This is a genomic window from Neobacillus jeddahensis, from assembly GCF_000612625.1.
Lineage (GTDB): Bacteria > Bacillota > Bacilli > Bacillales > Cytobacillaceae > Neobacillus > Neobacillus jeddahensis.
Genome location: NZ_CCAS010000069.1, coordinates 1 through 20,209 on the forward strand (window position 1 = coordinate 1; position 20,209 = coordinate 20,209).

The 20,209-nt window shown below is 40.3% G+C and carries 16 protein-coding genes, 2 pseudogenes and 2 riboswitches; of the genes and pseudogenes, 2 read left to right on the forward strand and 16 right to left on the reverse strand.

The window, feature by feature from the left end:
• The coding region (locus TY15_RS24825; RefSeq protein WP_211199104.1) for a hypothetical protein at positions 1–215 on the forward strand (215 nt) is incomplete at its 5' end.
• Positions 216–324: 109 nt separating this feature from the next.
• Here the strand turns inward: TY15_RS24825 and ptsG are convergent.
• From ptsG to TY15_RS24465, 13 genes and pseudogenes are all read right to left on the reverse strand, one after another.
• Positions 325–2,385 (reverse strand): glucose-specific PTS transporter subunit IIBC, encoded by a 2,061-nt coding sequence (gene ptsG, locus TY15_RS20120; RefSeq protein ID WP_040205508.1) that lies wholly within the window; start codon positions 2,383–2,385, stop codon positions 325–327.
• A 198-nt stretch (positions 2,386–2,583) separates the two neighbouring features.
• Positions 2,584–3,423, reverse strand: a complete 840-nt coding sequence (gene glcT, locus TY15_RS20125; RefSeq protein WP_040205511.1) for a glucose PTS transporter transcription antiterminator GlcT — start codon at positions 3,421–3,423, stop codon at positions 2,584–2,586.
• 109 nt (positions 3,424–3,532) lie between these two features.
• Positions 3,533–4,663: an ABC transporter permease gene (locus TY15_RS20130; RefSeq protein WP_040205513.1), complete on the reverse strand. Its 1,131-nt coding sequence runs from the start codon at positions 4,661–4,663 to the stop codon at positions 3,533–3,535.
• Positions 4,656–5,843, reverse strand: coding sequence for an ABC transporter permease (locus tag TY15_RS20135; RefSeq protein WP_040205514.1), 1,188 nt, complete (start codon positions 5,841–5,843; stop codon positions 4,656–4,658). Before TY15_RS20135 ends, TY15_RS20130 begins: the two co-directional genes overlap by 8 nt.
• A 12-nt stretch (positions 5,844–5,855) precedes the next feature.
• Entirely contained in the window at positions 5,856–6,794 is a 939-nt protein-coding gene (locus TY15_RS20140; protein ID WP_040205529.1) for an ABC transporter ATP-binding protein, read from the reverse strand.
• A 220-nt stretch (positions 6,795–7,014) separates the two neighbouring features.
• Complete coding sequence (locus TY15_RS20145; RefSeq protein ID WP_040205517.1) at positions 7,015–8,343, reverse strand: NCS2 family permease; 1,329 nt, start codon at positions 8,341–8,343, stop codon at positions 7,015–7,017.
• Positions 8,344–8,457: 114 nt separating this feature from the next.
• A riboswitch (purine riboswitch) is annotated at positions 8,458–8,559 on the reverse strand.
• A 114-nt stretch (positions 8,560–8,673) separates the two neighbouring features.
• On the reverse strand, positions 8,674–10,203 hold the full coding sequence (gene guaA / locus TY15_RS20150; RefSeq protein WP_040205530.1) for a glutamine-hydrolyzing GMP synthase: 1,530 nt from the start codon (positions 10,201–10,203) through the stop codon (positions 8,674–8,676).
• Positions 10,204–10,350: 147 nt separating this feature from the next.
• Positions 10,351–10,452, reverse strand: a riboswitch (purine riboswitch).
• A gap of 38 nt (positions 10,453–10,490) precedes the next feature.
• Positions 10,491–12,695, reverse strand: coding sequence for a transglutaminase TgpA family protein (locus TY15_RS20155; RefSeq protein WP_040205519.1), 2,205 nt, complete (start codon positions 12,693–12,695; stop codon positions 10,491–10,493).
• Positions 12,695–13,915: a DUF58 domain-containing protein gene (locus tag TY15_RS20160; protein WP_040205520.1), complete on the reverse strand. Its 1,221-nt coding sequence runs from the start codon at positions 13,913–13,915 to the stop codon at positions 12,695–12,697. The genes TY15_RS20155 and TY15_RS20160 overlap by 1 nt, the downstream gene beginning before the upstream one ends.
• The gene (locus TY15_RS20165; RefSeq protein ID WP_040205533.1) at positions 13,915–14,856 is read right to left on the reverse strand and encodes an AAA family ATPase; all 942 of its coding nucleotides are present in this window, start codon (positions 14,854–14,856) and stop codon (positions 13,915–13,917) included. Before TY15_RS20165 ends, TY15_RS20160 begins: the two co-directional genes overlap by 1 nt.
• 260 nt (positions 14,857–15,116) lie before the next feature.
• Complete coding sequence (locus tag TY15_RS20175) at positions 15,117–17,273, reverse strand: HAMP domain-containing methyl-accepting chemotaxis protein (RefSeq protein WP_052353851.1); 2,157 nt, start codon at positions 17,271–17,273, stop codon at positions 15,117–15,119.
• A 228-nt stretch (positions 17,274–17,501) separates the two neighbouring features.
• A pseudogene (locus TY15_RS25030) lies at positions 17,502–17,558 on the reverse strand (hypothetical protein); the annotation flags it as partial.
• Between the two features lie 69 nt (positions 17,559–17,627).
• Entirely contained in the window at positions 17,628–17,801 is a 174-nt protein-coding gene (locus TY15_RS24465; RefSeq protein WP_179301751.1) for a PAS domain-containing protein, read from the reverse strand.
• A gap of 147 nt (positions 17,802–17,948) precedes the next feature.
• Between TY15_RS24465 and TY15_RS20185 the strand changes: the two genes are divergently transcribed.
• Complete coding sequence (locus tag TY15_RS20185; protein ID WP_040205526.1) at positions 17,949–18,398, forward strand: V4R domain-containing protein; 450 nt, start codon at positions 17,949–17,951, stop codon at positions 18,396–18,398.
• 236 nt (positions 18,399–18,634) lie between these two features.
• Here TY15_RS20185 and TY15_RS23345 read toward each other — a convergent pair whose 3' ends face one another.
• The 3 genes and pseudogenes from TY15_RS23345 to TY15_RS24755 form a co-directional block, all read right to left on the reverse strand.
• A complete protein-coding gene (locus tag TY15_RS23345) occupies positions 18,635–18,829 on the reverse strand; it encodes a hypothetical protein (RefSeq protein ID WP_052353852.1) in 195 nt (64 codons plus the stop codon).
• Positions 18,830–18,899: 70 nt separating this feature from the next.
• The gene (locus tag TY15_RS23350; RefSeq protein WP_052353853.1) at positions 18,900–19,310 is read right to left on the reverse strand and encodes a hypothetical protein; all 411 of its coding nucleotides are present in this window, start codon (positions 19,308–19,310) and stop codon (positions 18,900–18,902) included.
• 15 nt (positions 19,311–19,325) lie between these two features.
• Positions 19,326–20,209, reverse strand: a pseudogene (locus TY15_RS24755) (hypothetical protein); the annotation flags it as partial.

The window sequence follows — 20,209 nt, forward strand, 5'->3', positions numbered from 1 at the left end:
AACAAATGTCTCAGTCACCCAAAAGCGACTTTATTATCATATCAAGTTATCAACTGAAAGTCAACAACTTTTTTCTTATGATGTTTGCCGTCTCAGTGACGACTTTTACAATATTACAGCATGAATACAAAACCGTCAATAGTTTTTATGTCTTTTTATTAAAATTCATTTCTTTATACACCTTATCACTTGGAGTGGAAATCAACAGGTATTAACAGAGCCTTTGAAAAAAAATAAAGAGCAAATTCACATTCGAATTCGCTCCTTACTTTTACATTGATTGATCATCACAACAAAATTTGTTGCTACTTGACCAGCTCACCCTTATTTCGTGATCTTAATAATTCCTTCTTGCTTCAAATTAACTTGACCTTGTTTTTCAATCACAACTTTTTCACCTTCTGCTAAATTCGTGAAAACAATCGGAGTGATTGTAGAAGTTGCATGTTCTTTAATGTAATTAATGTCAAACTTCAATAAAGGTTGTCCTTGTTCGACGATTTGATTTTCGGTAACTAAGGTTTCAAAACCTTCGCCTTTTAAATTAACCGTGTCAATACCAACATGGATAAGGATTTCAAGTCCAGTATCAGACAAGACACCAATTGCATGTTTGGTTGGGAATAAGTTAACAATCTTTCCGTCCACCGGTGAGACTACCATACCTTCGGCTGGTACAATCGCGAATCCGTCACCCATCATTTTGCCGGCAAATACTTGATCCGGTACTTCAGTAATTGGCTTTAATTCACCTTTTAGCGGTGCTGCAAAAACTTCGTTTGCACGTGCACTTTGTAATGCTTCAGTGTTCGTCGCTTCAGTTTCTTCAGTTGCTTCAGTTGTAGCAACAGGAGCCGTACGAGGACGTTTTCCAGACATGACGTCTTTCATTTGGCCCTTAATTGTTTCTGAACGCGGCCCGAAGATTGCTTGAATATTGTTACCTACTTCAAGCACACCAGCCGCGCCTAATTTTTTCAATTGAGCTTTATCGACATTTTTAATATCGTTAACCGTTACACGCAGACGAGTAATACACGCATCAAGGTTTGCAATATTTTCCTTACCACCCATAGCATCTAAAATATTGGCAGCTAAATCGCCTGAATTGCCTTTACCTGTTGACGCTTGATCTTCTTCTTCTTCAATTTCACGACCTGGCGTTTTCAAGTTAAACTTGCGAATCGCAAAGCGGAATCCGAAGTAATAAATAACCGCAAAGGCTAAACCTACTGGAATAACGATCCATGCGTGTGTTTGTGGGTTGATTAATCCAAATAGGATATAATCGATTAATCCACCAGAGAACGTCATACCGATTTTAACATCTAATAGCTGCATGACCATGAACGATAAACCAGCGAAGACTGCGTGAATACCGAATAGGATTGGAGCTACGAACAAGAATGAGAATTCAATTGGTTCTGTGATACCTGTTAGGAAAGATGTTAAGGCAGCAGATGCCATTAATCCCCCAACAAAAATTTTCTTTTCAGGTCTTGCTTCATGATAAATCGCTAATGCTGCAGCTGGTAGACCAAACATCATGAATGGGAATTTACCAGTCATAAATGTACCAGCAGTTAGGTTTTTCACGTGGTCAGAAATCTGAGCCATAAAGATATGCTGGTCACCATGGATAACTTGACCCGCTTTATTTGTATAACTGCCAAATTCAAACCAAAATGGTGAATAGAAAATATGGTGTAATCCGAATGGAATTAATGAACGTTCAATCACACCGAATACAAATGCTGAAAGTGTTAAATTTGCATTAACCATGTTGTTTGAGAATGCATTCAATCCAGATTGGATAGGCGGCCAAATAACTAACATGATTAATCCTAAGATAATCGCAGTTCCAGCAGTAACAATCGGAACAAAACGTTTTCCAGCAAAGAAGCCTAAATAAGATGGTAATTCAATTTCAAAGAACTTATTGTATAGACTTGCGGCAACAATACCAACAATAATCCCTCCAAACACTCCCGTTTGAAGTGTAGGGACTCCAAGTACACTTACGTAATTAGTACCATTAATTTCTTTTGCATCAATACCTAAAACTGTACCCATCGTTACATTCATAATTAGGTATCCAATAATGGCTGCTAATCCAGCTGTACCTTCTCCACCAGCTAAACCAATCGCTACCCCCACCGCAAATAGAAGCGGAAGATTTCCGAAGACTATATCCCCGGCATTTTTCATAACGTTGGCAACCATTTCAACGCTACTGTTATCTAAGAATGGCGCTAAGTCAATAAGAGCGGGATTTACTAGCGCAGCTCCTAATGCAAGCAAAATACCTGCTGCTGGTAAAAGCGCTACCGGTAGCATCAATGCTTTACCGACTTTTTGCAAAGTACCAAATGCATTTTTAAACATAATTTTTGACCTCCTAATTTATTTAGCTCACAAAGCGTTTACATTATTAAGAAAAAATTCCAACAAAAAAGACATGAGTAAAAGTTTAATTGATTGAAGCTATAGGTATAGGTATAGACTATCCCTAAAACTTCATTTCAATTAATACTTTTCACTCATGCCTGATCGAATCAGTAACACGCAAAATAAATATAATAGCTATTTAAATTTGTTTTGAAGTCTTTGTAAGTGCATCGTTAGATAAACCGCTTCTGCATCAAAGACTTTCTTTTTTAAAGTTTGTTGCATTACTTTAATGAGCTTCCATGCGAGATTATAGCACACTGGATATTCAACTTTCAATAGGGAAGCAATTTTTTCTGGTTCTGCTACTTTTTCACCTTTCATGACCCGATCAATGGCAAAGTGTAGATGGCGAACAATCCTCATATAATCGATACTTTCTTTATCCATCTCAAATTCAAACTGTTCCTCAACCATTTCCACTAGCCTGCTAACTAGCTGTGAATGTTGATTTACATCCGATAAGTTCTTGTTGGTGATCGAACTATGGATATGCAGAGCTATAAAGCCAATCTCCCCGACAGGAAGGCCAATTCCTGTTTTTTCTTTAATATGTTCAACCACGGCTGTTGCTATTTCATACTCATGTCGATAAAGCGCCTTCGTCTCAATTAAAAAAGGGTTCCTCATTTCCATTCCTTGCGAGGCTCTGGTCAGGGCAAACATTAAGTGATCTGTTAGGGCGACATGAATATGTTCATTTAAACTGTGTGTTCGTTGTTTAATTAAGTCAATGGCTGAGATAATAACTTCTAGGTAATCATTATCAATAAATGGAAGCAGTTTAATGTAGTTCTCTTGTTCTTTCTCATTTTTCAATACAAACAACTTTTCGACTGCATCAATATCGATAAAGTCCCCTTGTTTCCGATTGAACCCAATACCTTTACCAATTAAAACAACTTCTTCATAGGAAGGGTGTTCAGCGATTAATACATTATTATTCAACACTTTATCAATTAGTAAGTTTGCCAAACCCTAACCCCCATTTCTACCTTCATATCAATTTGTAATTTTATGTTATAAGAGGTGAATCAGGAAGTCAACGACAAAGATCGACACATTTCTGACTTATAGCAAGAAATTATTCGAATTTTATTCCTCTAAATCCCACGAACATGAACAAAATGGTGAATCCTAAAAGCGCAGCTAAGTCTTTCATTAACGTTCCAGTATGGAGGCTACCACTAATTATTTCTTTAAAGCCTGCCATCGCCCAAGTTTGCGGCACAGCTAAAGCAATTTTTTGCATAACTTCTGGGACCACATCAATTGGCCAATACACGCCGCCGAGCATACAAGTACTGACAATTAAAACAGCACTGATCGCCGATGCCTGCTGCTTCGTTTTGACAATTCCAGCAATCATCAGCCCAAAGCCAACTACACACAAGATCACAAGCGAGGCGAATGGGATAAAATAAAGCAATTTTCCCCAAGTAGTTGAAAACAGTAGGTTCATCGTGGTCATCAGCACTGCAAGCTGAATCCACCCCATACAAAAATAGGCCAGCAGATAGCCTAAACTAATTTGAAGTTTACTTGCCGGTGAAACCATCATTCTACCCCATGTACCACCGATACGTTCATCAAGAATTGTGGATGCCGCACCTGAAAGTCCAAACATCATAAACATAATTGCAAAACCAACGAACAGTAAATTTATTTCCACTAGGTTATTCGTATCCTTTTGGATCATTTGCTTTTCAACCGTCACACCCTTACTTGTTGTGATGGCTGCCAACACCTGAGGAAACGCCTCATCTTCAAATTGAAGGGTGGCTTGATAGGACTGTACCACCAACGCAGCTGTTCCCTCTAAAAACCCGGAAAGCGCTAAATAATCTTCCGATTTCCGTTGAACTATTACATCAAATATTGGCTTCTTCACTCGGACTCTTTCCCCAATATCTGCGGGTAGAACCACCGCAGCCAATGCATCTTGTTCGGCCACATTTTTTTCCGCTTGAGATCGGGATTCCATTTTCCATTCGAAATGGTCATCCTTTTTCAAAAGCTTAACTATTTCTGTGTTTACCTTTGAATCTCCTTTAAGAACAATGTTGACGAGTGGTTTGCTTTGTTCTGAATTCACTGCAATTCCACCAAAGATCCAGCTAAACAATGCTGGCATAACAAACATGAGTACGAGTGAACCAGGGGATTTAAAGAATTCTTTTAAGCGTATGGAAATAATCGTCCAAATTTTAAGCATATTTACCCCTCCTTTCTAGTGAAAGGCGAAATAAGCCGATCGAAAAGAAAGCAATACCAAGGACAATCGATCCAGCAAACGCAGGTAGAATGTCAGAAACCGCAGCACCTGACATTAGCTTCAAATACGTTTGCAAGGCAAGACCATTCGGTAATATTTTGGTCACAAAAACGACCCAATCCGGAAAAATATACAATGGCGCCATGCTACCTCCTAGTGCTGCCATGATCTGTGTACCAAACATACCCGCCACATTAAAAGCCTTTTCCGTCTTGATGAATGAACCAGCTAGTACACCAAGACCGCAAGCATTCACGACGAAGGCAAATGTTAGCAACATAATTCCGGAAAGGGATTCCCCCCAATCGACCCCAAAAATGAGGCTTGTGCCAACAATAATGATGCTAGCTTGCATTAAACAAAGAATGATTAATCCCAGCAATTTGCCGAGGAGATAATTCGGGTACGTTAGGTTTGTCAACAACAGACGTTTAAACACCTCTTGTTCTTTCTCGAGGATCATCATCGAAACTCCTTGAACAACCGTCATAAGCAAAAACATGACACCCATCGCTGCAGCATAATATTGAAACGAGCTAACAGGGATGGTTTTTGCATCCACAGTCGTCTCCTTTAGGAGATCATTTTCGCCATATCCCTCTTGGACAAAAGAATTTTGTTCTCCACCCTGAACCGGTTGTGCTATTTGGGAAACAGCCGCTTCGATTGGAATCGATCGAGAAAACTGTTCAAGTACGTTTTGCACGATGGTTGACTTAATAACGGTGTCAGGCACCGATATGAGTTTCACTTTTGTACCATTTCCGTTCATCAAGGCTTGGCTGAAGTCTTTGGCAATGATAATGCCGACTTCAAGTTTGTGATTTTTTATTCTGCTGTAGAGTTCATCTTCTTGATAATATTTCACTTTAATTTGCTTGGATAATTTTTTTGAAAGGACATCGTCTGTTAGTACTTGACTTAGTGGCCCTTGATCTAAATTAACTACCCCTAGCGTGAATTTCTCAATCGAGATGGTTTCCTCTTCCTTCATCATATCTCCAAAGGCTGAACCGAGAATCGCAATTAAAAGGAGTGGCATTAAAATCAGTGTTAATAGGGCTTTTTTATCTCTAACGATTAGAAGTAAATCCTTCCATGAAAGCCACCAAAACTTCATGATTTCCCCCTCCTAATCCCGTAATTTTCGTCCAGTTAGATGTAAAAAGACACTCTCCAGATTTGGTTCCACGATATTTACGGAGGTTATCTTTGTGCCCGTTTGGGTCACCAACTGAATAAAATCACTTAATATTAATTGCGGCTCCTTATGAAATACCATAACTTGATGATCTTGAAGTTCGAAATTCTTTTCTGGAAAAAATCCTAATAGTGATTTGGTGAGCTTCTCCTCACTTAGGTGATCTTTTTCAATCGTTAGGAAAATCCGTGAATGGTCGCCAATTGACTCTCTTAACTCACGTAAAGTACCAGAAGCAATTAATTGACCGTAGTCAACAATCCCAATCCGTTCACAAAGGTATTCAACTTCTTCCATATAATGACTTGTATAAATGATCGTCATCCCTTCACTGTTTAAACGCTTGACAGTCTCTAAAATGTGGTTTCTTGATTGTGGATCAATTCCGACGGTCGGCTCATCCATAATTAATAATTCCGGTTTATGTAAAATCGCTGCACCGATGTTCACTCGCCGTTTCATTCCTCCTGAAAATGTCTCTACCTTGTCCTTGGCCCGCTCCGTCAACCCGATAATTTCAAGTACTTGATCGATACTTTTCTCAAGTGAGTTACCAGATAAATCATACATTCTACCCCAAAACCTGAGATTTTCTCGCGCTGACATTGACTGATACAGAGCAATCTCCTGAGGGACAACCCCAATCCATTTTTGTGCCTGCTTTGGGCTTTTAATCACGTCGATGTCTTTCATATGAATTTCCCCCGAGGTTGGCGGATACAATCCGGTAATCATATTAATCATGGTCGACTTCCCCGCTCCGTTTGGCCCAAGTAATCCAAACGACTCCCCTTTTTCTACCGTAAACGAAACACCCTTGACAGCCTCAAATTTCCCAAAGCTTTTCTGCAAATCTTGAACGGTCAGCATACTCATTCGTACCCACTCCCATTCCAATCTTTTCCTTCACCCACCATCATACAATTGTATTGTTCAAAAAGTAAGAAAATTAAGCTAACTGTCTTATTTTTGTCAATCTTTTGGTTTAGTCATTTTAAATGGAATGGCTTAGGGGAGATATAAAAAGAAAAAGGGAACTGTGATTGATCAACACAGTTCCCTCGAGTTAGGGTTAGTTCCCTACCATATATTATTTTAAGAAGATAAAGTATAGAACAAAAATGACAAAGAAGAAATACATGATTGGGTTAATTTCTTTTATCCGCCCTTTTACAATCATTGTAATTGGGTAAAAGATAAAACCAACTGCAATCCCTGTAGCAATGCTGTATGATAACGGCATTGCAATCATGGTTAAGAACGCCGGAACAGCAATCTCAAATTTTTTCCAGTCTATTTTCCCTAAAGAAGAAACCATCAACACGCCGACAATGATTAACGCCGGTGCGGTTACAGGTGAAGTTACAACAGATAATAACGGAAAGAAAAAGATCGATAAGATAAAAAGTCCTGCTGTTACTAACGATGCAAATCCTGTTCTCGCGCCCGCCGCAACCCCTGCAGAAGACTCAATGTAAGAGGTCGTGGTCGATGTACCTAGAACCGCCCCAACTGTTGTTGCGATTGAATCAGAAATTAATGCACGTCCTGCACGAGGCAGCTTATTGTCCTTCATAATTCCCGCTTGGTTCGCTACAGCCACAAGTGTGCCGGCATTATCAAAGAAATCAACAAATAAGAAGGTTAAGATAATGCCGAGCATGGATGTCGTGTAAAAAGAACTGTCTCCAAAGGAGCTAAAGGCTTCTCCAAAGGTTGGTGCCAAACTTGGAACAGAATCAACTACTTGATGCGGCATATCAATTTGCTTGAAAATAATACCGACAATAACAGTTACCACCATCCCGTAAAAGACAGCCCCATTAATACCTCTTGTCATCATAATAACCGTTACGACAATACCGAAAATGGCAAGAAGGGTTGGTCCTGCAGTTAGATCACCTAATCCAACAAGGGTTGCATCGTTATTCACAATAATCTTCGCATTCTGTAAGCCAACAAACGTGATAAACAAACCAATACCTGCACCAACTGCATGTTTTAAATCAATTGGAATAGCATTAATAATTTTTTCACGAAGGCCTGTAAGTGTTAATAAGAAGAAAAATACCCCGGAGATTAAAACGGCACCAAGGGCATGCTGCCAAGGAATTCCACTGCCTAAAACAACCGTGTAAGCAAAGAAAGCATTCAATCCCATTCCAGGTGCTAACGCCAAGGGATACTTTCCAAGCAGTCCCATGACAAGCGAGCCAAGGGCAGATGCCAAAGCAGTTGCCACAAATACCGCACCGTAATCCATTCTTAAGGCATCTGGATAATCTGTTACGGAAGCAAGTGATAAGGTTAATGGGTTGACCACCAATATATAAGCCATTGCCAAGAAGGTGGTGATTCCTCCAATAAATTCACGGCGATAATTCGTCCCATGTTTTTCAAACTCAAAATATTTCTGCATGTCTTTTCTTCCCCCTAAAAATCGATCTTAGTAACGCAAAAAACGCTCTGGTATTTGCTACCGGAGCGTCTGACTTTAGGCTGTGTACTAAATAGAGGGAAGATGACACCTCTTTTATTAATAACACTGCCTCGTAGTCAAGCTATTTACGGTAGCTCGGTAGAAACTTTTGGGCCATATTCCCAACATTATACGATGCAATTATATAATTCCCTTAACACATATTTATATTAACAGGTAAAGTACAGCTTGTAAACACAAAATACGAACGATGTTATAAGAAAATATAACATCGTTCGTATTTAAGGGTAAATCTATCGTTTCTGCAGCCTATTCCCATTCAATCGTTGCTGGTGGTTTGCTCGTAATGTCATAGACGACGCGGTTGACATGCGCTACCTCATTGACAATGCGCGTAGAGATCACTTCCAATACATCCCACGGGATTCGTGCCCAGTCGGAAGTCATACCGTCAATCGACGTAACCGCACGGATACCAATTGTATAATCATACGTCCGAGTATCTCCCATGACCCCAACACTGCGAATATCCGGCAACACCGTAAAGTATTGCCAAATTTCCCGATCAAGTCCGGCCTTTTTAATTTCCTCACGTAAAATCCAATCGGATTCACGGACAATTTCAAGCTTATCCTCTGAGATCGCACCAAGCACACGGATGCCAAGACCTGGACCTGGGAACGGCTGTCTCCAAACGATATCATCTGGAATACCTAGCTCCGTCCCGAGAGCTCGGACTTCATCCTTAAATAGTGTGTTCAATGGTTCAATCAATGTAAACTGCATGTCTTCCGGCAAACCGCCGACATTATGGTGAGACTTAATTGTTTGAGCAGTTGCTGTTCCACTTTCGATGATATCAGTATAAAGCGTTCCTTGTGCTAAAAACTCAATACCTTCCAGCTTCTTCGCCTCATCATCAAACACGTATATAAATTCATTACCGATAATTTTTCGTTTTTTCTCTGGATCTGATACTCCCTCTAATTTAGACATGAAGCGGTCTTTAGCATCGACCTTAATGACATTCATATGGAACCCTTCAGAGAAAGTTTTCATAACGCTGTCTGCTTCATTTTTTCGGAGTAAGCCGTGATCGACAAAAATACAAGTTAATTGATCGCCAATTGCCTTATGAATTAAAACCGCAACAACGGAAGAATCCACTCCGCCACTTAGGGCACAGAGAACCTTCTTTGTCCCAACCTGTTCACGAATCTTGGCCATTTCCATTTCAATAAAGTTCCCCATCGACCAATCGCCGCTACATTCACAAACATTGAAGACAAAATTCTTAAGCAGTTCGTTTCCATAGACAGAATGACGTACTTCTGGGTGGAATTGGACAGCGTAAAGCTTGCGCGCTTCATCACTCATTGCCGCAATCGGGCAGGATGGATTTGTCGCATCGACAGTAAATCCTGCTGGTGCTTCTACCACAAGGTCGCCATGACTCATCCAAACCGTCTGCTCTGAAGGCATATCTGCCAAAAGCGCGGATTGATGTTGCGTCGTCATCGTTGCCTTTCCATATTCACGTTGCTTCGCCTTTTCCACTTTTCCATTAAAGTGAACCGTCATTAACTGCATGCCGTAGCAAATACCGAGGATCGGCAGGCCCATTTCAAAAATTTCCTCATCACAACGGAACGAATTTTCATCATAGACACTATTCGGACCGCCTGAAAAAATAATCCCCTTCGGATTCAGTTTACGGATTTCCTCTGCTGTAATCGTATGCGGATGAAGTTCACTGTATACACCGAATTCCCGAATTCGACGGGTAATCAACTGATTATATTGGCTTCCAAAGTCTAAAACAACAATCATATCTTGCATTTCTGTCAAAGCAGCCACCTCAACTTTTCTAATGTTAATTTAGTTTTTACTACAATTAAAAATTTAAAGCAAAATAAAAAAAACTAGAGTTCTCCCCCCTAACAGTAGGAAGGCAGAATTCTAGTTTCCTTTTAAAACACCACTTACAGAAAAAAATTCTGCCTTCATAGTCAGGCCTTTTACGGCGACCCGGTAGAGACTCTCGAACCCTATTTTCGAGGATATATGAAGGTATGTTACGCACCTATTAAATTACTACACATTGTACCAATAGGTTGTTTTTCTGGTCAAGCAATTGTTTTTTTTATTAAATTTTCCCATAATTCACTCGACTCTTTCCAAGTTCCCAATGGAAGACTCTGACGATACATCGATTGTTCATAAAGAGTCGTAAGTTTCGTCATCTCGCGGGTGGAAAAGAACGTATCAATATATTGGGCATAGTTGCGCAGGGTTTGATGTTCCTTGCGCTTTAAACCATAGCGGTCTAGTTGATTCAGTAAAATCAAATAGGCCGACTCGAGACTTTCATCCTTTTTCTTAAATTTGTAATGTAGCAATATCCCATAGGGTGCCCATTTTCCACGATATCGATAAAGAATAGCGCCACTTCCAGCTAAGAGGATGAAAATCAGTACGATTAGTTTCCAATGATTGGCGGCATTTGTCCAGAATGCCTTTCCACCCATATCTTTTTTCGCTTCAGGCTTTGGTGCGGTTTCATCCGCTTCCTCCTGTTGAGGCTTTTTCACATTTGCCGGTGGCGTGACCTGACTATTCCCTGACGAATCGCCATCCATTTGGTAATTAATCGAAACGTCATTGGTGAAACCCTTCGTCGGTTCAAATGGAACCCAGCCTTGATTGGGAAAAAAGACCTCAACCCAGGAGTGGGCATTATTATTTGTCACTTCATACATTTGCGTCGAGGGGTCCCCTTCACTATATGCCTGAAAATCGCCGCCATTATATCCTTTTACCCAGCGGGTGGGAATACCAAGCGTCCGTAGCAAAACAGCCATTGAAGTGGAAAAATTATCGCAATAGCCTCGCTTCGTATCAAATAAAAACTGATCAACGTAATCATCATTTTCTCCAGGTACAGCAACATCTTTTTGATCATAGGTATACCCGCTATTACTAAAATATCTTTCCACGGCTTTTGCCTTATCAAACCAATTTGTCTTTCCAGCAGTGATTTCTTCAGCCAGTTCCTTCACACGCGCCGGTAAATTCTCGGGCAGTACTGTATATTTTTCCACGTAATCAGGGTTCATTTCTGGAGGAAATTCCGTTGTCACCATTAAATCTGTGACGTTATATTGCGGACTGTCAAACTCCACTGAAAAAAATGAAGGTACTACCGGCTTTTGGTCGCCATTATAATAGCTAATTCGCTCGTTTGTCGCCTCAAATTCCAATTGATTTCCATTGGCGGTCGACGGCTGCACCTTCATGATTTTGCTAACCCCGGCCGGATACATAAAATAATTAAAATTATAGCTTCCATTTAGAATGACACGCGCTGTTTTCTTAACAGTCGCCACGCTATCAGCAGCTGGTTCAACAGGGACAATGTCCTCTTCAGTTAAGACGGTCCGCTCTGAATTTGCTCCTGAAACAAGCCAGCCCTTGCCAGTGTAAACATCCTTTGTCTCCATCTTCCAATAATTTTTCCCACTGCCCTCATAAACAAAGACGGATTTGTCATCCCCAATAAACGGACCACCTAGGTTCGCATCATTGGTTCCGTATCCGATTCGATGCAGTCCTGCACTATTGTCAACTTCGTCATTATTTGCAGTTATATACGGAACAGGGTCAGGCCAAATTGGATCCGCTTTAGGAGCAATCATGCCAACTAACACACTAAAAACAATCATCCCGACCAGCGGGACCATCCATTTACGAATGAAAGAAGAATCAACCTTCACATTTTCCTTTTGGAGCATTCGATAAAACGTCAGCATCCCCATAATCGTAAAACCAACGACAACGGTGCGTACAATAGCCGCTTTTGCACTATAGGGAGTAAAGGTATCCAATACGGTAATGTACACCAACGTCATAAAGAAAAAAATAAAGATCCGCTGTCGATTTAAGAGCCAATATTCTATTAAGTACACCATTAACCACAGCAAGATGAAAAACAAAAAGGTGCGAAACCCATTAGATAGTTCAGTCCACTGCCTGCTCCAGACGAGCTCCACATTATCGGCAATATCCATAAAAAATGACATTATCCATCCAAGCTGAAAAAACCCTTCTTCATAATGAAGCCGATTAATAAAAAACAAAATATAGAACAGTTTTATGATAATCTTCCAAATGCGTTTGATCTTAAAAAAAGAACAGGCAAACGAGATCAACATGAACGCAATAAACGTTTCCAGATTATTCGTATCTGTTAACTGTTCAATCGGTCTTAACCATTCCCATAAAAGAAGAAAACTAAGTAAATATAAAAGAAACGAAGGAAGATTCCTTTTCATTACCGTAAACTCACCTCCGAGAAGGCTGCATGATAGTCTCCCTCATGGACCATGACAATTCGAACACCACGAGCAGCGGCAATGGCTAGGAGCGAATGCTCATCTGCAGATGGTGCTTCCTGATGACTCTTGATGAGAAAAAGAGTAATTGAACCTTTCTTTTGCCCAAGAAAACTTGCTTTTTCAATCAACGGCTTTGTTAATTGAGCCGTGACAAGCATAAAGGAGATCGTTTGTTGGATGAAGAGCCCCTCCGTCTCCAACACCTTTTCAAAGGGCCGGCCACACTTCGCCTCTATTTTTGCCAGATGATAGAAAAGTTGTCTTAACTGTTGTTCCCCGCCACTAATAGGAAAGGCAGTCCGTTCGTTGCTAAAGGTTAACAGTCCTGTCTGTGCGCCTTTTTTTAAAATGGCCCGAACAAGAGACGCCGTAAAGGAAACCACTGCTTCAGAATGTGGATCAGGAACACAGTCCATGACCACGAACACATCATGGGATTGGCGCTGTTCAAATTCCTTCGTCATAATTTCGTTCCGCTTCGCCGAGGCCTTCCAGTTGATCCAAGAAAAACGGTCACCCGGCTGATAATCCCTTACCCCAATTGCCATGGAAGTATCACGTTGGACACGCTCCCTTGAAGCAGTTAAGCCTTGCTCAAATTGGTTTTCAAATGGGCGATAAACAAGTTCAGTATAGGCAGGATAGACAATGACTTTCCCTAAGGCTTCGAAGGATTTTTCTTTTTCAAATAAACCTAGCGGGTCACCTACTTTTACTTTTAAGGAAGAAAAAAGGTGTTCTCCCCGTGGCAGTTCATCAATGATATATTCATAAGCGAGCTCCTTTTTCCGGCCTGGGAGCAGGAGTGCTTTTGCTTTCTTCCGTTGCTGAGCAAATTTTAAGCGGTCATCTAGTTGATCTTCAAGAAGTAAATAAAACAGCGGAAAGGAGTTTGTCCGCTTAACAGTTACCATCACCTTTAAAGCCTCTCCCGCATTATAATCTGTTTTTGGAAGTACCCTTGTGACCTCTAGCTCATTTAAGGAATAAAGAGAAAGGGCGAGACAATAGCCGGCAAAGGGCAGAAAGCTATAGAATAAGAACCAGCTGACAAAGCCCCCTTGGAACATGGCATACGCGAAAGCAATCAAAATCAACACAAGCAATAGGATCATTTTCCATACTTTTTTGAATGCAATCCAGATTTTACTCTTCATTACTTAACAAGCCTTCGAACAGGTACTGGTACTCTTGCAACGACTCGATTCACTATTTCCTCTGCCGAAGTCCCCTCAAATTTCGCCTCTGATTTCAAGATGATGCGGTGTGACAAAACAAATGGTGCTAAATATTGAATGTCGTCAGGCAGGACATAGTCACGGCCATACATAAAGGCATAGGCCTGGGCCGCCTTCATAAGAGCAATGGAGCCCCTCGGACTTGCCCCAAGATAGACACTTCCATTTCCTCTTGTCCGATTCACAATATCAACTATATAACGTTTAATCGTATCATCCACGAACACTTCTTTCATTTCCTGTTGTAACGCTAACAGCCCATCGAGCTGAATAACCGGTGCAAGTTCCTCGATTGGGGGTTCCTTTTGAGCCCGATTAAGGACTTCCATTTCTTCCTGCAGATCGGGATAACCCATTTTCATTTTTAATAAAAAACGATCCAGTTGTGCCTCTGGAAGCGGGTAGGTCCCCTCATACTCGATTGGGTTTTGGGTGGCCATGACAAAGAAGGGCCTCTGTAATTTATGGGTCACTCCGTCAATTGTAACGCTTGCCTCCTCCATCCCCTCTAACAGGGCAGACTGGGTCTTCGGTGATGTTCTGTTTATTTCATCCGCCAAAATGATGTTTCCCATCAGCGGCCCTGGCCGAAACTGGAACTCCATTTCCTTCGGATTATAAATGGACACGCCTGTCACATCAGAGGGCAGTAGGTCTGGAGTGAACTGAATTCTGCGGAAGTTCGCATTTACTGACTTTGCAAGGGCGCGCACCATCATCGTTTTTCCGACCCCAGGTACGTCTTCAAGTAGGACATGCCCGCCTGCAAGCAGGGCGACAAGACTCAATTCTGCGACATTTCTTTTTCCGATCATAACCTTTTCAATATTTGCTATTATCTTTTCAATCGTGGGATTCATTTGTTCATGGGTCAAGGTGATTCCTCCTTAGGCTGCTCAAACCAATTTATGGCATTCCTTCTATGTATTCTCGCTTTTTTGCCAAATTCCTGTAAGGAGACACATAATATTCTAAATATCCATATATATTGGACGGATGGAGTGTTCCCTTTTATGTCTACTTCTCCTTGAAAACAAACTAGAAAGTAGATGTATGTATCCTTCCTCATCTTTAGAAAAAAGCCTCCGTACAAATGACGGAGGCTTTAGCAAAACTTCTATTATTTCAACTTTTCAATTTGATGATTTACTTCTGTTACAGCCGCTACGACCTCGTCTACTTCCTTGGTTTGAATCTCGATGCTGGCATTGAGGCCTTCTGTTTGTTTACGCACATTGCCCACTTCTAAAGCAATGCCCTCACCGTAACTTACTTGTTCTGTTGTCGCAACCATCATTTGTTGGACCATTTCTTTAATCTGATTAATATTTTTAACGATTTCCTCCGCCGATAGGGCCTGTTCCTTCGTGGCGTTAGTAACCGAGCTGGATTGAGTGGTGACATGATCGACTGCGGTTATGATGGCATTACTGCCCTTCGCCTGTTCAGCGGTAGCAATCGAGATTTGTTGCACCTGGTTTTTCGTTTCGATAATACCTCTGACGATTTCCTCCGCTGCAATTGCTTGCTCTTGGGTGGAATACGTCATCTCAAGTGCTTGCTTGTTTACACTCGCGACCGCCTGTTTGATCATTTCCCCATTTCTGGTCTGTTCTTCCGTTGCTTTAGCGGTTTGATCCATTTCCTCGGTCACTTGGATAATCCCTTCTGAGATTTTCCGGATGACTTGGTTTGCTTGATCCGCTAATTGATTGCCGACCTTTACTTTATCGGCTCCTTCCTTGATAGAGGTGACGGCCGCAGCCGTTTCGCCTTGAATCCCTCTAATTAACATCGCAATTTCCCTGGTTGCTTCTGCCGATCGCTCTGCTAGTTTACGAACCTCATCGGCCACAACAGCAAATCCTTTTCCGTGTTCGCCAGCACGCGCCGCCTCAATAGCAGCATTCAGTGCCAATAGGTTTGTTTGATTGGCGATATTATCAATGACTTCGATAATGCTGCTAATTTCTTCTGAGCTCTTTCCGAGATTCCCCATCGCTTCACTTGCTTGATTGAACACCCGATAAATCTCTTTTAAGCCATTCAATGTATCATCCAATGCAACGGTTCCTTTAATCGCATCCTGCTTAACCGAGTTCGTGAGTTGTTTCACTGTATGGGCACTACCGGCCACCTGCTGAATGGAAACCACCATTTCCTCAATCGTTTCCGAGGTTAGCTCTGCCGTATGGTTCAAGCTAACAGCATTTTCACTGACGCCTTTAATAGATTTGCTCATTTCTTCAATTGCAGCAGATATTTCTTCCACTTTAGCGTCCGCATGACCTGCATTTTGAGCCACTTGGACACTGGCCGCCATCATTTCTTGAATAGCAGAGGATGACTCCTCTGCTGCCATCGCAAGTTGTTCAGCACTACCGGCCACCAAATTAATGGACGCATCCATTTGTTCCACAGCAGCAGATATTTCCTCCACCCCTGAAGCAACCACTGTGGTATTGCCAGACACTTGCTGAATGGATGTGACCAATTCGTTGACGGAGTCGTTAGCATTCACCATCGATTCATCCAACTCCTTTGCACTGACAGCAGTTTGATCTATGGTCTTTTTGATTTCCGTGACAGAGTTGGTTGTCATTTCAACATTTTTTACGACCTTAAAGACGGACCGACCAATGATTCTTGTTACAATAAAACCGACCCCAACGCTTACCACTAATGAAATCGCAAAGAAAAGAAGGATTAACATTTTACTGGTACTGGCGTATTTAGAGGCATCTTTAGATGTTGTTCCAGCCTTTTCGACGATATCCGTCTGCAATGGATGCAATTCGGCAACAGCACTTTCACCAATAACGCCCATTTTTTGAAAAACTTGCGAAAATCCTGCCATATCATTTGCTCTGGATCGTTCCAAGGCAGGGGGAATTAGTTCCTCATATTTGTTAAAGGCCTTCTCAAAATTATCAAGTTTTTCACGATTCATTTCGGAATCTAGTAATGGACGCAGCACTTTAATATTGGTGTCCACTTTTTTAACTGCTTTATTCAAGGAGTCCTCGGACATCGTTTTACGGTCCTGTTCAACCTCTGTAGCATGCTTGGCCACAAATAGTCTGACACGTGACATGTCCTCCGACAGTTGACCCACAGTGTTCACCTTCACAATATCCTTTTTCGAGATATCATTTAGAGATGTCTCCAATTTATTAAGGTTTATAAATGAGACGGTAGTACTGACCAAAAATAAGACTAAAATAGAGATAAAGCCAATCCAAATGCTGGACTTCATTGAGAATTTCTTCTTTACCATGATGTCATCACCTCATACCATTTCTTAACAAAATGTATTTTGCAAACGTATTCATATTTTATTAACATACATTATTAATCTACAAAACTCTACACATTTCGCAAAAGTGTAACAAATAGGCAGACACCCCTATATGTGAATGCCCACCTTTTAAGAAGTTAAATTTTTGTTAGTTACCACCCCTTCTCTACTTATAAAAATCCATCATGGTATCAATTTTCAATGTATCTAGTATACAAACTCGTCGCCGCCTAATCTGGCAACCATATTCCCTTGCCCTGCAGATTTTTTTAATCGAAGAGAAACCGCTTGAAGGAGTAGATCGCCATATGCCCAAGCGTATCATTAATAAATTTAAATCGGTCTAAAATCCTGTAAAAAAGTTTGGACATTCTCTCCTATCACTTCTTCTGATGTATATTCACTTCTTTCCATAAATGCTTTATTGGCAAACGTAATCTTGCCCAAATCGTTCACTAGTACTATCAAGGTCTGAAATTGATCAAGATTGAATAGTCTTTTTTCCATCGTCCATTTACCCTTTCCGAGTCCCATTTAGATCATTCTTATTAATAAAGATAACCTCTATTAATTTTTGCCTCCTTGATATAAATCAAGGTCACGGGGATTCCTTTATGTAAAAATTAAAATATAAACGCAAAGGAGATTTTACTCATGGAACTTTTTACATACGATGATTTAAAGAAAATTGATCGACCTTCCTTAGGAAAAATGATCCCACTTGAATTATTTCGATCTGTTCGTTTAATTGGCATGTACCAAGGCTTACCTATGAACGGGAAAAACACGACGATGGCTGTTGGCCGAAAGATTGGTCAAAGCCTCCCCGTGAAAACTATTGAGGAAGCATTAGCTATTTTTAAAGACTTAAAAATTGGCATCCCGACAATTTTGGATGCAAAAGAAAATGAGTTTCATATTAAGATTGATGATTGTTTTTGCAAAGGTCTCCCTGTTCACGAGGGAAATATGACTTGTGATTTGGAAGGGGCCATCTTAGAAGGAGCGTTTTCTCTGATTTATGATAAAAAAGTGATCGTTCGTGAAGTGAAGTGTAATGTAAATGGCGATGAACATTGTGAGTATATCATTAAACTAATCTAATAGAAGTATAAACACGATGACCTTTCACCTAGATCCTCCTAAAGTTATGATTGATAATAGGTAATTTGATAAATCAATATTCTGTTTACTTATAAAATTAAGGTTTAGGTTCAAATCAGCCATCAAAACGGAATCACACTCCCAGTTTCCGATAATTTGTTCAGGATAAAAAAAAGGGATTCAAAGCTCATTTGACTTTGAATCCTTGATTTCCAAAAAATACATTCAAATTAATTTCATTTTAAATTGCGGAGATACTCTTTAATCAAATTATTTGGGATAAGCCTTCTGCTTACAGGATTTCCCTCATACATTAAAATTGGCGTCTTGATTTCAATTAGGGCTTCCACGTCATTTAAACCAATGCCCTTTTTAAAAACAAATTGTTCTTGTTTTCCAAAGCCAAAATCATCCATATCACTTGGTTTCATACTAAAAAGAGCTAATGAATTCTTCTCGAGACAAAAAGGGCCCACAGCATATGTTTCAAATTCTTTACCTTTATAGTGCTATTTCTTTGATTTCCTCAAATACTTCGACGTCCTCTTCTGCCACCCATTTCTCATAATAATACTTATCCGTTCTATCAAAATTCAATGCTTTGGCAAGGGCTGCGTCAGTTGTTCCAATATAATAATTCCCACCTTTTTCACTACTCACATTAAATATATAACCTTTATATTTCACTTTGGTTTCAACTTCAAAAAGTTCATTTATTTTATGTTTACTTACCTCTTTTATATATAATTTCGGTAAACTTTCCTTATTTTTATAGTAATCTGGATATATTTTCATTTTAAATCCTAAATCTTCGTCGTTAGCATCTTCGCTAATTAGTTTTATTAACGAATCTTTTTGTATGTTTGCCCGATAGATTTTGCCGCTATATTTAGCAAATAATCCCTTCCTCATATAAATCACCCTTCCTTATTGTATAGGTACAAAAACACCTAAATCAGAATCAAATACTGCTTTTAGCCTTTCTTCTCCATTAACGACCTCAAATAACTCTGCACCGTCTTCTGGTAGGCTTCTTTTCTTAAATACAAACTCTGGAACTATTTTTCCATTTCTTGCTGCAGTAAATCCATTTAATGTACAAGGGGGGCCATCTGTATTGGTACCCCCAAACCGTTCGCCAAAGGGGATATCAATTTCATCAATCTTAGCTGTATTAAATCGAATCATCGCATAGGAATTTCCGTCTTCTGGGTATGGTCTGGATCCATCCCAAATTGTGTAATCCAAGCGAGATGTTTCCACTACATCGTCATACATTCTTATATTTGCTACATCTTCTACCTTTGCCACATAACCGCCAATTTCCGCATATTCTCCTGATAGATACTTTTCCAAATCCTTTATTGGAATTGTTTTCTGTAATAACGTTTCCTTAGAAATTGATGGTACGGACTCCCGTATTCCTTGCATGATTTTAACTTCCTCATTGCTTAATTCATCCATTGGCTTTAACCGTAATTCATGAAACCTCTCTAATGTAATGTTGTATTTTTTTATTTCATTAATTATTTGTTCACTGAAGCCTTTCATATCACTTGTAGCATCGAGTCCATATCTTCCGATTACAACATCACTTTTCCCCTGTGGACTTTTAAGATTAACCCCATCAATCCGGCTAAGCACATCTTTGAGCTTATTCTCCACCGCATGGGTATTCTCAACAGGCATACGAACCTTCCCAGTATCTCCTAAGTCCTCCATCGCCAAGCCCATTCTTCGCGACGGAGTAATGTTTTTCGCTCGGGTTATTGCAGTGTCTACTACCCTGCCTGCTTCCACTGTATCTTTCA